The organism is Serratia odorifera (assembly GCF_041448735.1).
Taxonomy (GTDB): Bacteria; Pseudomonadota; Gammaproteobacteria; order Enterobacterales; family Enterobacteriaceae; genus Serratia_F; species Serratia_F odorifera.
Genome location: NZ_JBGMUT010000008.1, coordinates 145,688 through 158,892 on the forward strand (window position 1 = coordinate 145,688; position 13,205 = coordinate 158,892).

The 13,205-nt window shown below is 58.4% G+C and carries 11 protein-coding genes; 5 read left to right on the forward strand and 6 right to left on the reverse strand.

What is annotated here, in order from left to right:
- Nucleotides 1-16 precede the first annotated feature (16 nt).
- From rpe to trpS, 3 genes are read left to right on the forward strand one after another with little or no spacing between them, the layout of a single operon-like run.
- On the forward strand, nt 17-694 hold the full coding sequence (rpe, locus tag ACCC84_RS18305; RefSeq protein WP_198773710.1) for a ribulose-phosphate 3-epimerase: 678 nt from the start codon (nt 17-19) through the stop codon (nt 692-694).
- On the forward strand, nt 687-1,385 hold the full coding sequence (locus tag ACCC84_RS18310) for a phosphoglycolate phosphatase (RefSeq protein ID WP_371902153.1): 699 nt from the start codon (nt 687-689) through the stop codon (nt 1,383-1,385). The genes rpe and ACCC84_RS18310 overlap by 8 nt, the downstream gene beginning before the upstream one ends.
- A gap of 2 nt (nt 1,386-1,387) precedes the next feature.
- Nucleotides 1,388-2,392: a tryptophan--tRNA ligase gene (trpS, locus tag ACCC84_RS18315; protein ID WP_004956324.1), complete on the forward strand. Its 1,005-nt coding sequence runs from the start codon at nt 1,388-1,390 to the stop codon at nt 2,390-2,392.
- A 67-nt stretch (nt 2,393-2,459) separates the two neighbouring features.
- Here the strand turns inward: trpS and cysG are convergent, their stop codons facing one another.
- The 4 genes from cysG to nirB are packed head-to-tail and all read right to left on the reverse strand — an operon-like array spanning nt 2,460 to nt 7,637.
- Complete coding sequence (cysG, locus tag ACCC84_RS18320; RefSeq protein WP_004956323.1) at nt 2,460-3,863, reverse strand: siroheme synthase CysG; 1,404 nt, start codon at nt 3,861-3,863, stop codon at nt 2,460-2,462.
- Nucleotides 3,864-3,912: 49 nt separating this feature from the next.
- Complete coding sequence (gene nirC / locus ACCC84_RS18325) at nt 3,913-4,713, reverse strand: nitrite transporter NirC (protein WP_004956322.1); 801 nt, start codon at nt 4,711-4,713, stop codon at nt 3,913-3,915.
- A gap of 42 nt (nt 4,714-4,755) precedes the next feature.
- The gene (gene nirD, locus ACCC84_RS18330) at nt 4,756-5,091 is read right to left on the reverse strand and encodes a nitrite reductase small subunit NirD (protein WP_004956321.1); all 336 of its coding nucleotides are present in this window, start codon (nt 5,089-5,091) and stop codon (nt 4,756-4,758) included.
- Entirely contained in the window at nt 5,088-7,637 is a 2,550-nt protein-coding gene (gene nirB / locus ACCC84_RS18335) for a nitrite reductase large subunit NirB (RefSeq protein ID WP_039991348.1), read from the reverse strand. Before nirB ends, nirD begins: the two co-directional genes overlap by 4 nt.
- A gap of 324 nt (nt 7,638-7,961) precedes the next feature.
- Between nirB and codB the strand changes: the two genes are divergently transcribed.
- Together codB and ACCC84_RS18345 are read left to right on the forward strand one after the other, a co-directional pair.
- Nucleotides 7,962-9,215 carry a cytosine permease gene (gene codB, locus ACCC84_RS18340; RefSeq protein WP_198773712.1) on the forward strand — a complete coding sequence of 418 codons (1,254 nt, stop codon included), beginning with the start codon at nt 7,962-7,964 and terminating at the stop codon, nt 9,213-9,215.
- Nucleotides 9,202-10,485: a cytosine deaminase gene (locus ACCC84_RS18345; RefSeq protein WP_004956312.1), complete on the forward strand. Its 1,284-nt coding sequence runs from the start codon at nt 9,202-9,204 to the stop codon at nt 10,483-10,485. The genes codB and ACCC84_RS18345 overlap by 14 nt, the downstream gene beginning before the upstream one ends.
- Nucleotides 10,486-10,605: 120 nt before the next feature.
- On the opposite strand, the gene tsgA is transcribed toward ACCC84_RS18345, so the two are convergent.
- Both tsgA and ACCC84_RS18355 read right to left on the reverse strand, forming a co-directional pair.
- The gene (gene tsgA, locus ACCC84_RS18350) at nt 10,606-11,790 is read right to left on the reverse strand and encodes an MFS transporter TsgA (RefSeq protein ID WP_004956310.1); all 1,185 of its coding nucleotides are present in this window, start codon (nt 11,788-11,790) and stop codon (nt 10,606-10,608) included.
- Between the two features lie 185 nt (nt 11,791-11,975).
- Nucleotides 11,976-12,956, reverse strand: a complete 981-nt coding sequence (locus ACCC84_RS18355; RefSeq protein WP_004956308.1) for a LacI family DNA-binding transcriptional regulator — start codon at nt 12,954-12,956, stop codon at nt 11,976-11,978.
- Nucleotides 12,957-13,205 lie beyond the last annotated feature (249 nt).

Sequence of the window (13,205 nt, forward strand, 5' to 3'; positions counted from 1 at the left end):
ACGTTTGGAGAAGCGGATGAAAAAGTTTTTGATTGCCCCGTCCATTCTGTCGGCAGATTTTGCCCGGTTAGGTGAGGACACGGCCAACGTGCTGGCAGCAGGCGCCGATGTGGTGCATTTCGACGTGATGGACAACCATTACGTGCCCAACCTGACTATCGGCCCGATGGTGTGTCAGGCGCTGCGCAATTACGGTATCACCGCGCCGATTGACGTACACCTGATGGTGAAGCCGGTTGACCGTATCATCCCGGATTTTGCCAAGGCCGGTGCCAGCTACATCTCTTTCCACCCTGAAGCCTCTGAACACGTCGATCGCACCATTCAATTGATCAAAGAGCACGGCTGCAAGGCCGGGCTGGTCTTCAACCCGGCGACCCCGTTGAGCTATCTGGATTACGTGATGGATAAAATCGACGTGATCCTGCTGATGTCGGTCAACCCGGGCTTCGGCGGCCAATCGTTCATTCACGGCACGCTCGACAAGCTGCGTCAGGTTCGTAAGCTGATCGACGACAGCGGTCGTGATATCCGTCTGGAAGTCGACGGCGGGGTCAAGGTGGATAATATCGCGGAAATCGCCGCCGCAGGCGCTGACATGTTTGTCGCCGGCTCGGCGATTTTCGGCAAGCCAGATTACCGTGCGGTAATCGACGAGATGCGCAGCGAGTTGGCGAAGGTGACGCATGGCTGATTTTTCGGCCATTCGCGGTCTGGCTTTTGATCTCGATGGTACGCTGGTGGACAGCGCACCGGGCCTGGCTGCCGCCATTGACATGGCGTTGCTGGAGTTGGGCTGTTCACCGGCCGGCGAGGCTCGCGTAGGCACCTGGATTGGCAATGGCGCCGACGTGCTGGTGCAACGCGCTCTGCGCTGGGCGGAACGTGACGCCAATCCGGAGATCGACCAACAAATGCGCGCCCGCTTCGATCATTTTTATGCACAAACCGTCAGCAGCGGCAGCCGCCTGTTCCCGCAGGTGCAGTCCACGCTGGCGCAGTTGGCGGCCGCGGGTTACCCGATGGCGTTGGTGACCAACAAGCCGACGCCGTTTGTTGCCCCGCTATTGCAGACGCTAGGGATCTTTGACTATTTTTCGCTGATTATCGGCGGCGATGATGTTATCGAGAAAAAACCGCACCCGGCGCCGTTGTATCTGGTGCTCGGCAAGCTTGGCCTGCATGCCAGTCAACTGCTGTTCGTCGGTGATTCGCGCAATGATATTCAGGCGGCACAGGCGGCAGGTTGCCAGAGCGTTGGCCTGACTTACGGTTATAACTACGGTGAAGCGATTGCCCTGAGTCATCCAGATCGGGTGTTGGAGCGCTTTGCCGATTTGTTGCCCGCCCTTGGGCTGTCATCTTTAGAGAATCAGGAAATGTAAACATGAGTAAGCCCATCGTATTTAGCGGCGCACAGCCGTCCGGCGAACTGACCATTGGCAACTACATGGGGGCACTGCGTCAGTGGGTACATTTGCAGGACGATTACGACTGCATATACTGCATCGTTGATTTGCATGCGATTACCGTGCGTCAGGACGCGGAAACCCTGCGCAAGGCCACGCTGGATACGCTGGCGCTGTATCTGGCCTGCGGCATCGATCCGAACAAGAGCACCATCTTTGTGCAGTCGCACGTGCCGGAACACACCCAGTTGAGCTGGGCGCTGAACTGCTACACCTATTTCGGCGAACTGAGCCGCATGACCCAGTTCAAGGACAAGTCCAGCCGCTATGCAGAGAACATCAACGCCGGCCTGTTCAGCTATCCGGTATTGATGGCGGCGGACATCCTGCTGTATCAAACCAATCAGGTACCGGTGGGTGAGGATCAGAAACAGCACCTGGAGCTGAGCCGTGACGTGGCCTCCCGCTTCAACGCGCTGTACGGCGAGATCTTTAAGGTCCCTGAGCCGTTTATTCCCAAGTCCGGCGCGCGCGTGATGTCGTTGCAGGAACCGACCAAGAAAATGTCCAAGTCGGACGATAACCGCAACAATGTGATCGGCCTGCTGGAAGATCCGAAAGCGGTGACCAAAAAGATCAAACGTGCGATGACCGACTCCGATGAGCCGCCGGTTATTCGTTACGACGTGGCGAACAAGGCCGGGGTATCCAATCTGCTGGATATTCTGTCAGGCGTCACCGGCAAGCCTATCGCAGAGCTGGAAGCCGAGTTTGAAGGGCAAATGTACGGCCACCTGAAAGGGGCGGTTGCCGACGCGGTTTCCGGCATGCTGAGCGAGTTGCAGGTGCGTTACCATCAGTTCCGTAACGACGAAGCCTATCTGCAACAGGTGATGCGTGACGGTGCGGCCAAGGCGCGTGCACGGGCGCAGGAAACGCTGAGCAAGGTCTATCAGGCCATCGGCTTTGTGACACAGCCGTAAGCGTGACGTTACCGCCGGGCGCGGCTGCCGCGCTCTGTGTATCAGGCCGGGCTTGCCCGGCCTTTTGTTATGCCATTTTTGCCAGATCCGGCGCGGCGCTGTGGCTGGCGAACCAGTTCAATTTGCTGCGCAGACTCACCACGCTGCCGACGATAATCAGGCTTGGACTGGCGGCCTGCTGTGCCAATAATGCCAACTGGGCCAGTTCTCCTTCGATAACCCGCTGACGGCAAGAGGTGCCGTTTTCCACCAGCGCGACCGGCGTTGTAGCGGCCATGCCGTGTGCCTGCAATTGGCATTGGATTTCAGCTGCCTGCGTCAATCCCATGTAAAATACCAGCGTCTGCCGGTCTGCGGCCAGCGTTGCCCAGTCCAGGCCGCCATCGGCCTTGGCGTGGCCGGTTACCAGCCGGACGCTTTGCGCATGGTCGCGGTGGGTGAGGGGAATGCCGCTGTAGGCTGAACAGCCCGATGCGGCGGTAATGCCGGGCACTACCGAGAACGGAATACCGCCATCGGCCAGCGTTTCCAATTCCTCGCCTCCGCGGCCGAAGATAAACGGATCGCCACCTTTCAGCCGAACAACGCGTTTGCCACGCTGCGCTTGTTCAAGCAGGATGCGGTTGATCTGCTCCTGCGGTACGCAATGCTGTCCGGCGCGCTTGCCAACGAAAATGCGTTCGGCGTCGCGCCGTACCAATGCCATCACTTCGTCGGACACCAGTCGGTCATACACCACCACATCGGCCTGCTGCATCTGCTGCAGACCTTTTAGCGTCAGCAGGCCGGCATCACCGGGTCCGGCGCCCACCAGCACCACTTCACCGCGCGCGCGCTGCGGCGTGTCGAATAGCTCTTCGGTCTGCTGCGCCGCCAGCGCGGCATCGTTGTTGGCCAGCGATTGTGCCAGACGATGGTGGCTGAACAGTCTTTCCCAAAAACGGCGGCGATCGGCCGGATCGGCAAAGTGCTGTTTCACGCGCTGGCGCAGGGCTCCGCCCCAATGCGCCAGGCGGCCGAGATGCTGTGGCAGCATCGCCTCGAGTTTTTCTCGCAGCAGGCGTGCCAGCACTGGCGCTTTACCACCGGAGGAGACGGCAACCATGATCGGCGACCGGTCGATAATCGACGGCATAATGAAACTGGCACGTTTCGGATCGTCCACCACATTGCAGAAAACCCGTTGCTGATTGGCGCACTGATAGACCAGGGCGTTGACTTCCACGCGGTCCGTAGCGGCGATCGCCAGCCATTTTCCCACCAGCAAATCAGCGTTGAATTCCCCAACCACCAGCGTCAGCCGGCCTTCAGTGGCCCATTGCCGAAATTGCGGATTGAATTGGCTGGCGTTGACGGTCAGCGCTGCGCCGGCATCCAGCAACAGACGCGCTTTACGCTCGGCGACTTCACCGCCGCCCACCAGCAGGCAAGCCTTGTGTTGCAGTTGGCAAAATATCGGTAGGTAATCCATCAGCAATCCTCAGGGAAGGCGACAAAAGGGGGCGCCAGACCCCCCGATATTACGCGGTTTGACGTGCGTTGGCGCTCTCGGCCTGCGGGCGCTGGGCGCGCGGCGTGGCGTACCAATAGCCGAGGCCCATGAATACGGCGCCGGAAACCGTATTGCCCAGTGTCACCCACAGCAGGTTGTGGCCGATGCCGCCCAGCGTATAGGCATCGCCGTGCTGACCAAACCAGGAAAGGGCGAACAGCGTCATGTTGGCGACCGAGTGCTCATAGCCGGAGGCGATGAAGGCCAGCAGACACCACCAGATGGCAATGAATTTTGCTGCGCCTTCAACGCGCAGCGCCATCCAGATCGCCAGACACACCAGCCAGTTACACAGTACGCCCTTGAAGAACAGTACGCTCGCCGGCGCGGTGGTTTTCGCCAGCGCTACGCTATGTACCAGGCTGGTATCCACCGGCAGCAGGCTGCCACCGCCGTAATAATACATCAACGCCACCAACACCGAGCCAAGCAGGTTACCCAGCCAGGTCTGCGGTAACACCGCCCACATTTGGCTATGGCTGATGGTGCCGGCCTTGACGCCGAGCGTCAGAAACATGGTGTGGCCGGTGAACAGCTCTGAACCGGCAATGATCACCAGCGTCAGCGCGATGCCGAAGGTGGCACCCATCACCAGCGGCCGAATCGACGGATCCACCAGATTGCCCAGGGTAAAAATCAGAATGATGCCGAGGCCGACGTAGGCGCCGGCCATCGCCGAACCGATCCAGAATCCGAGCGGGCTCTCTTTCGCCAGTTTGACAATGCGCGCCGCGTTGGCGGCGCATTTGTTGATGGTGTCGGTAAACATGGTTTTTCCCTAAAGTTTAAATGATTCTTGCCTGGCCAGCGCTTACCGGCCAGCGCTGGCAACCTGCACCACGCCGTCGACCACGCGGCAGGGGAACGCCATTACCGAGCGGCTTTCATCTTCCATGCAGAAGCCGTCGTGTAGGCGAAAGTGCTGTTTTTTCAGCGGGCTGGCCACCCATAACTCCCCCTGGTGTTCGGCGATCAGGCCGCGTGACAGCACGCTCGACTGGGCAAATGGGTCGATGTTGCTGATGGCGAACAGCTGCTCGTCGGCGTAGGGGCGGAACACCGCCACCTGCTGTTCGCCGATCAGGGCGCACACGCCGGTAGCGGGCAGGATATCGGCGATTGAGCAAACGTTAATCCACTGGCTCATGCAATGTTCTCCTCGGTTTCAAGCAGCGTGACCGGGATGCGTTCGTCAGGGCGAGCCGGACGGTGCTGTTGGCGCTCGGCGACCATTTGTACATTCGGGTCGCGCTGGCTGCTGTTGATAAAGTGGGCAAAACGTCCCTGAGATTCAGGGTGCTGTACGGTTTCGTTCCACTCGCAGATCACCGCTTCGCGCAGGCGGGCAATTTCCGCTTCCAGCTGTGCGTTGATAGCCAGCTTGTCGTCGACGATCACCTTGCGCAGATAATCGATGCCGCCATCGAGGCTTTCCAGCCATACCGAGGTACGTTGCAGCTTATCGGCGGTGCGAATGTAGAACATCATGAAACGGTCGAGGTAACGTACCAGCGTTTCGCGATCGAGGTCGGCCGCCAGCAAATCGGCATGGCGTGGTTTCATGCCGCCGTTGCCGCAGACGTACAGGTTCCAGCCGTTTTCGGTGGCGATAATACCGACGTCCTTACCCTGTGCTTCCGCGCATTCGCGAGTACAGCCGGAAACGCCGAACTTCATTTTGTGCGGGGTACGAATGCCTTTGTAGCGGTGCTCCAGCGTCACGCCAAAGCCGACGCTGTCGCCAACGCCGTAACGGCACCAGGTGCTGCCAACGCAGGTTTTCGCCATTCGCAGCGCTTTGGCATAGGCGTGGCCGGTTTCAAAACCGGCGTCAATCAGCCTGGCCCAGATGGCCGGCAGATCGTTTTTCTGTGCGCCGAACATGCCGATACGCTGTGAACCGGTCATTTTGGTGTAGAGGTTGTATTCCTTGGCTATCTTGCCGATCGCCACCAGGCCGTCTGGCGTGATCTCGCCGCCGGCGGAGCGCGGGATCACCGAGTAGGTGCCGTCCTTCTGAATATTGCCGAGGAAGTTGTCGTTGGTATCCTGTAGCGGCGTATGCTGCGGTTTGAGAATGTACTCGTTCCAGCAGGAGGCCAGCAGCGAGCCGATGGTCGGCTTGCAGACTTCACAACCGTAGCCTTTGCCGTATTTTGCCAGCAATGCGTCGTAGGACTTGATGCCCTCGACGCGAATCAGGTGGTATAGCTCCTGGCGAGAATAGGCGAAGTGTTCGCACAGGTGATGATTGACTTCAATGCCCTGCTTGCTCAGCTCGGCATTCAGCACTTGGGTAACCAACGGGATACAGCCGCCGCAGCCGGTGCCGGCCTTGGTTTCGGCCTTGATGGCTGCCACGGTATGACAGCCCATGGCTACCGCGTTGATGATGTCGCCCTTGCTGACGTCGAAACAGGAACAAATCTGCGCGCTTTCCGGCAGGGAGTCGACGCCGATGGCCGGCTTGCTGCCAGCGTGCGCAGGCAGGATCAGACTGTCGGGGTTTTCCGGCAGTTCGATGCGGTTCAGTGCCAGTTGCAGCAGATTACCGTAGTCGCTGGTGTCGCCGACCAGTACCGCGCCGATCAGCGTTTTGTTATCGGCGCTGACCACGATGCGTTTGTAAACCTCTTTGCTTTCATCCAGGTAGACGTAGCTGCGGGCGCCTTCGGTGCGGCCGTGCGCGTCGCCGATGCCGCCGACGTCGACGCCCAACAGTTTCAGCTTGGCGCTCATGTCGGCGCCACAGAAGGTATTTTCACGGTTCAGCAGGTGATCGGCCGCCACCTGAGCCATTTTGTAGCCTGGCGCCACCAGGCCAAAAGTGCGCTCCTGCCATGAGGCGCATTCGCCGATGGCATACACGTCCGGATCGGACGTCTGGCAACTGTCGTTAATAACGATGCCGCCGCGGCGCGCGGTTGCCAACCCGCACTGGTGCGCCAGCTTGTCTTGGGCGCGGATACCGGTGGAGAACACGATAAAATCGACTTCCAGCGCGCTGCCGTCGGCAAACTGCATGGTTTTGCGTGCGTTCTGGCCGCTGTGGACGATCTCCTCGGTGTTTTTGCCGGTGTGGACTTTGACTCCCATGCGTTCAATCTTGCGACGCAGTTGATCGCCGCCCATCGGATCGAGCTGTTCGGCCATCAGCACCGGCGCAAACTCGATCACGTGGGTTTCGACGCCCAGACTTTTCAGTGCACCGGCGGCCTCCAGACCGAGCAGCCCACCACCGACCACCGCACCGCGCTTGCTGCGGCGCGCGCAGGCTTCAATGGCGTTAAGATCTTCAATGGTGCGGTAAACGAAACAGTCCTGGCCTTCGGCGCCTTTGATCGGCGGGATCCAGGGATAGGAGCCGGTGGCCATGATCAGTTTGTCATAGTACACCGTGCGGCCGGTATTGGAGTGAATCACCTTTTCGCCGCGGTTGATGGTGATGGCGCGTTCGCCCACCAGCACGTTGACGTTATGCTTTTGGTAAAATCCCTCGCGCACCAGCGAAAGCTCTTCGGCGGTATGGTGCGAGAAATAGGACGACAGGTGTACGCGATCGTAAGCGATGCGGGGTTCTTCGCAAAAAACGGTGATGTCGAAGTGGTCAGGGCCTGCTTTATCCAGCAGGTCTTCGATAAACCGGTGGCCGACCATGCCATTACCGATGATAGCAAGTTTGACTCTGCTCATTATTGCCTCAAAATTCTGATTTCCTAGCGTTACCTTATTCCTCCCGCTCGGCGACTTATTGATGTAAATCAAGAGTAGTTTCATATACCTCTAAGGTGTTATATCGATGATTTTTATCGATAATTGATAAGTTGCGGTTTTTATTCAACTTTGGCTGAATCGTGCCAGTTGAAGGTAGTCGTACTTATTCTGGAGTAGCGCTGAAGTATTTCGCTCTACCGCCGAAGCTGGCACAGCCATTGCTTGACGAAAACGATTGCTTTCGACGCGTCGCGTTATAAACTGCGGCGGTTTTTTTATCAGCACAGGGGAGGAACACCACGCATGACACCGGATAATAATTTCAGTCAGCAGCAAGTGCCGGCAGCGGCGCGTAAAGGGGCGATGGCATTGACGTTTGTGATGCTGGGGCTGACTTTTTTCTCTGCCAGTATGTGGACCGGCGGCGCGTTGGGCACCGGGCTGAACTATCACGATTTCTTTTTGGCGGTGCTGATCGGCAACCTGCTGCTGGGCGTATACACCGCCTGCCTGGGCTATATTGGTGCAAAGACCGGGCTGACCACCCACCTGCTGGCGCGTTTTTCTTTTGGCGTGCGCGGCTCGTGGCTGCCTTCGCTGTTGCTGGGTGGGACGCAGGTCGGCTGGTTCGGCGTTGGCGTGGCGATGTTTGCCATCCCGGTCGGCAAGGCCACCGGCTGGGACGTCAACTGGCTGATTGCGCTGTCTGGCGTGTTGATGACCATCACGGTGTTTTTCGGCATTTCTGCGTTGACCATTCTCTCTGCCATTGCGGTGCCGGCTATTGCCTTGCTCGGCAGCTATTCGGTGTGGCTGGCGGTGCAGCACGCTGGCGGTATGGATGCGGTGCGCCACATCATGCCGGCGCAGCCGCTGGATTTTAACGTTGCGCTGGCGATGGTGATCGGTTCGTTTATCAGCGCCGGTACCTTGACCGCAGACTTCGTGCGTTTTGGCCGCAGCGCCAAAATGGCGGTGCTGGTGGCGCTGGTGGCCTTCTTCCTCGGTAATTCGCTGATGTTCATTTTTGGCGCCGCCGGCGCCGCGACGCTCGGCATGGCCGACATTTCCGATGTGATGTTTGCGCAGGGCCTATTGTTGCCGGCAATCGTGGTGCTGGGACTGAATATCTGGACCACCAACGACAACGCGCTGTACGCTTCCGGGTTGGGATTCGCCAACATTACCGGCTGGTCGAGCAAAACCCTGTCGATGATCAACGGCGCCATCGGCACGCTCAGCGCACTGTGGCTGTATAATAACTTCGTTGGCTGGCTGACGTTTCTGTCGGCGGCCATTCCGCCGATTGGCGGTGTGATCATTGTCGATTATCTGGCTAACCGGCAGCGTTATCTGGCGTTTGCACAGGCGCGGATGATGAACGTCAACTGGGTGGCGATTCTGGCGGTGGCGATTGGCGTTGCGGCGGGGCACTGGTTGCCGGGCATCGTGCCGATCAATGCGGTACTGGGCGCGGCGTTGAGCTATGCCGTACTGAACCCGCTGGCAAACCGCCAGTTCATACAACATATCAAGGAGCAGCATGCCGGTGAATAATTTGAAATATATCGATAACCTGCGCCTCGGCGGGCACGAAGGGCTGTGGCAGCTGGCGATCGAGCAGGGGCGCATCGCCCATATCATTCCGCAACCGCAAGGGCAGGAGTGGCGCAGCGATACGCTGGATGCCGAGGGCGGGCTGGCGCTGCCGGCATTCGTCGAGCCGCATATCCATCTGGACACCACCCAGACCGCCGGGCAGCCGGCCTGGAATCAGTCTGGCACGCTGTTTGAAGGTATTGAGCGTTGGGCGGAACGCAAGGCGTTGCTGAGTCATGAAGACGTCAAACAGCGCGCCTGGCAAACGCTGAAATGGCAAATCGCCAATGGCATCCAGTATGTGCGCACTCACGTCGATGTGTCGGATCCCACGTTGACCGCGCTGCGAGCCATGCTGGAGGTGAAACAGGAAGTCGCGCCGTGGGTCACGCTGCAGATCGTCGCCTTCCCGCAGGAAGGTATTCTGTCCTATCCCAACGGCGAAGCGTTGCTGGAAGAGGCACTGCGCCTCGGCGCGGACGTGGTCGGCGCCATTCCGCACTTTGAGTTCACCCGCGAATACGGCGTGGAGTCGCTGCATAAAACCTTCGCACTGGCGCAAAAATACCATCGGCTGGTGGATGTGCACTGCGATGAAATTGACGATGAGCAGTCACGCTTTGTGGAAACCGTCGCGGCGCTGGCGCTGAAGCTGGAAATGGGCGACAAGGTCACCGCCAGCCATACCACGGCGATGCACTCTTACAACGGCGCCTATACCTCACGGTTGTTCCGCCTGCTGAAGCTGTCCGGCATCAATTTCGTCGCCAACCCGCTGGTCAATATTCATCTGCAGGGGCGTTTCGACAGTTATCCCAAACGTCGTGGTATCACGCGGGTAAAAGAGATGCTCGAGGCAGGGATTAACGTTTGCTTCGGCCACGACGACGTATTCGATCCGTGGTATCCGCTGGGCACCGCCAATATGTTGCAGGTGCTGCATATGGGGCTGCACGTGTGTCAATTGATGGGCTACGGTCAGATTGATGACGGGCTGAAGCTGATTACCAGCCACAGCGCCCGTACGCTGCATTTGCAGGATTACGGCCTGACGGCGGGCAACAGTGCCAACCTGGTGATTTTACCGGCGGAAAGCGGCTTTGACGCGGTACGTCGCCAGACGCCGGTGCGCTACTCCATTCGCCAGGGTGCGGTAATAGCCGAAACGCGCCCAGCGGAAACCACGCTATATCTGTCCAGCGAAGAAAAGGTCGATTTCCGACGCTAATCGGCTGACAGGTTAAAAAAAAGGGCGCGATAAGCGCCCTTTTTGGCTGTTGATAAGGGTAGGGCGTGGGCAGAGTCTGCCGGTGGGTGTGTCTTCTGTCCCACCGGCTTTGTGAGGATATCAGTTGGTGACGTGACCGTGGCTGCGATGTTTGGTCACAAAGCCCAACAGCAGACACATCACGAATACCGCCAGATACAGACCGTTGGCGGTCGTCAGTGCGGCATGCGCGCCACCCTTGGCCACGATTGGGCCGGTGACGACAAAGGTCAGCATGGTGCCGATGGTGCCGCAGGTCAGGATGAAGTTGACCAGTTTCGGCGAAGACACCTTGGTCTGCAGAGAACCGAGGGTGATAAGCGTGGTGTAGATAGCGCTGGAAACGAAGCCCAGAGCCATGATGTAGTAAGCCAGATGCTGCGGGTTATCGCTGCTGACAAACAGGTACATGGCACCGGTAGCCAGTGCCGCCAGCACGGTGACGATGCGTTGCAGGTCAAAGAAGCGCAGCACGAAACTGAACACCCACATGCCAATCATGTAAGACGTCCAAAAGTCGCTGACCAGTTTGCCGGCCTGGTTGATGTCCATACCGAAGGATTTGGTGGCGTATTCGGGTACCCATTGAATAAAGCCCAACTGGCCGAGGATATAGCACAGCGCGGCGATCGACAGGAACAGCACGCCAACCCCCCATTTTTCTTTGGCGAGCGGGGCGCCGCTCTCATCGCCCTTGTGGCCCAGAACCGGGAAGTCGGAGCACAGGGTCAGCACGAAAATTGCCACGTACAGCAGGCCGATACAGGCGTACACCCAATACCAACCGATATGACGCGCCAATAGCATGGCGGCGACGATGGGGAAAATCATCCCGGCCATGCTGAAGAATGAGTCAGTAAACAGCAGGCGTGAACCGCGTTGGCGACCGGAGTACATATGAGTGATCAGGAAGGTACCGATCGACATGGTAATGCCGCTGACCACGCCAAGAATGAACATGCAGATGGAGAACATGGTCAGGCTTTTGCCGACCATCAGGCCGATAACCGCCAGTACCATCAGCAGAAAACCAAAGATCAACTGACGCTTGAGCGGGATGATTTCCATTAGCCAGGCGTTAAGAAAAATCGAGATTAAAATGCCTGCATTCAGGAAGGTGAAGGTGTTGCTCATGCTGGAAACCGGCAGGTTAAAATATTCTGCAATGTTTCCCATCACCATCCCTGTGACGATCACTAAAGCACCGGTCAGCGCATAGGAAAAAAAGCTGATCCAGGTAAGCCGGATACGGTTGCTATCATTCATTGAATAAGCCTGATTGGTATGTGGATTGGTCTATGGACAGGGGGATGCCGCGTTTTCTGGGTCTACGCAGTAAACGTTCGATCCGGCTGCCAGGAGGCGGATCCTAGCATAGCTCAGGGCATTTTATGTGATGCTTGTTGTATTTTTGGTGCAATGAATGTAATTGCCGTCGAGGATTTCGTGACTTATGCCGCTGGCGCGGCAATCGAATCACGTGGAATCACGATGGGCGTGAACGTCACCGCCGGCGTTTCCGGTGCGATCAGCAAACGGGTTGCGAATTGCGCCATTTCGGCAATCGGGAAGTGCACGCTGGTCAACGCCGGACGCATAAATTGCGCCCGTTCGCCGCTGTCATAACTGATCAGCGCAATATCCTGTGGCACGCTCAGGCGATGCTCGTTAATCGCTAACAGCGCGCCGATGGCCATTTCTTCGTTGCAGCAATATATCGCCGTTGGCAGGGGGGCTGCGCGTAACAGCCGATCGGCACACCGATAGCCGCTTTCCAGGTCGTACGCGCCTTCCAGACACGCCAGCGGGGTCAGCATCGCCGCCTGCATCGCCAGCTCAAACCCCAGTATGCGTAACCGGCTGGAGGCGCGCTGGCGCGGCCCACTGATGCAGGCGATGCGCCGGTGACCTGCATCAATCAACTGCTGCGTCGCCATGCGGCTGGCGCGCGCATGGTCAAAGGTCACACAGCGATCTTCCAGCCCGGGCACCAGACGGTCGAGCAGTACAAAGCGATGCCGCTCATCCGCCAACTGGCGTAAGCGCTGGTCGCTGAGGTAACGCACATGCAAAATCACCCCGTCGCAGCGCAGACTGAATAACCGCTGGATGGCGTGCAGCTCGTTTTGCGCACTGTTGCGCCCCTGTGTCACCAACAGCTGCTTGCCGTGGCTTTCGGCTTCACCTTGCACAAAATCCATCAGCATGCCAAAAAAGCCGCCACGATAAGAAGTGGTTACCAAGCCCAGCGTATTGCTGTGGCTGGACGCCAGCGCACGCGCGGCGGGATTGGGGGTATACCCCAACTGTGCGATCGCCTGTTCAACCTTTTCGCGCGTCGGCGCCTTGACGTTGCTGTCGCCATTGACCACGCGCGATACCGTGGCGCGGGATACGCCCGCCAGAGCGGCTACATCTTCCAGTGTCACCATATACCCTTCGTCTTTCGAGCTGCCTCGTTGTTGGCTGCGCACGCGAACCCTGGTCACTTGGTACGGCCAAGCTCCCCGGGCTTCTTATGCTTGCCGCCTAGATGCAACTCGAAATCCATTGGGTATCCCCCTGGTTTTCTCGAGCTGCCTCGTTGTTGTTTGTACACGCGAACCCTGGTCACGTGGTACGGCCAAGCTCCCCGGGCTTCTTATGCTTGCCGCCTGGATGCAACTCGACATCCATTGGGT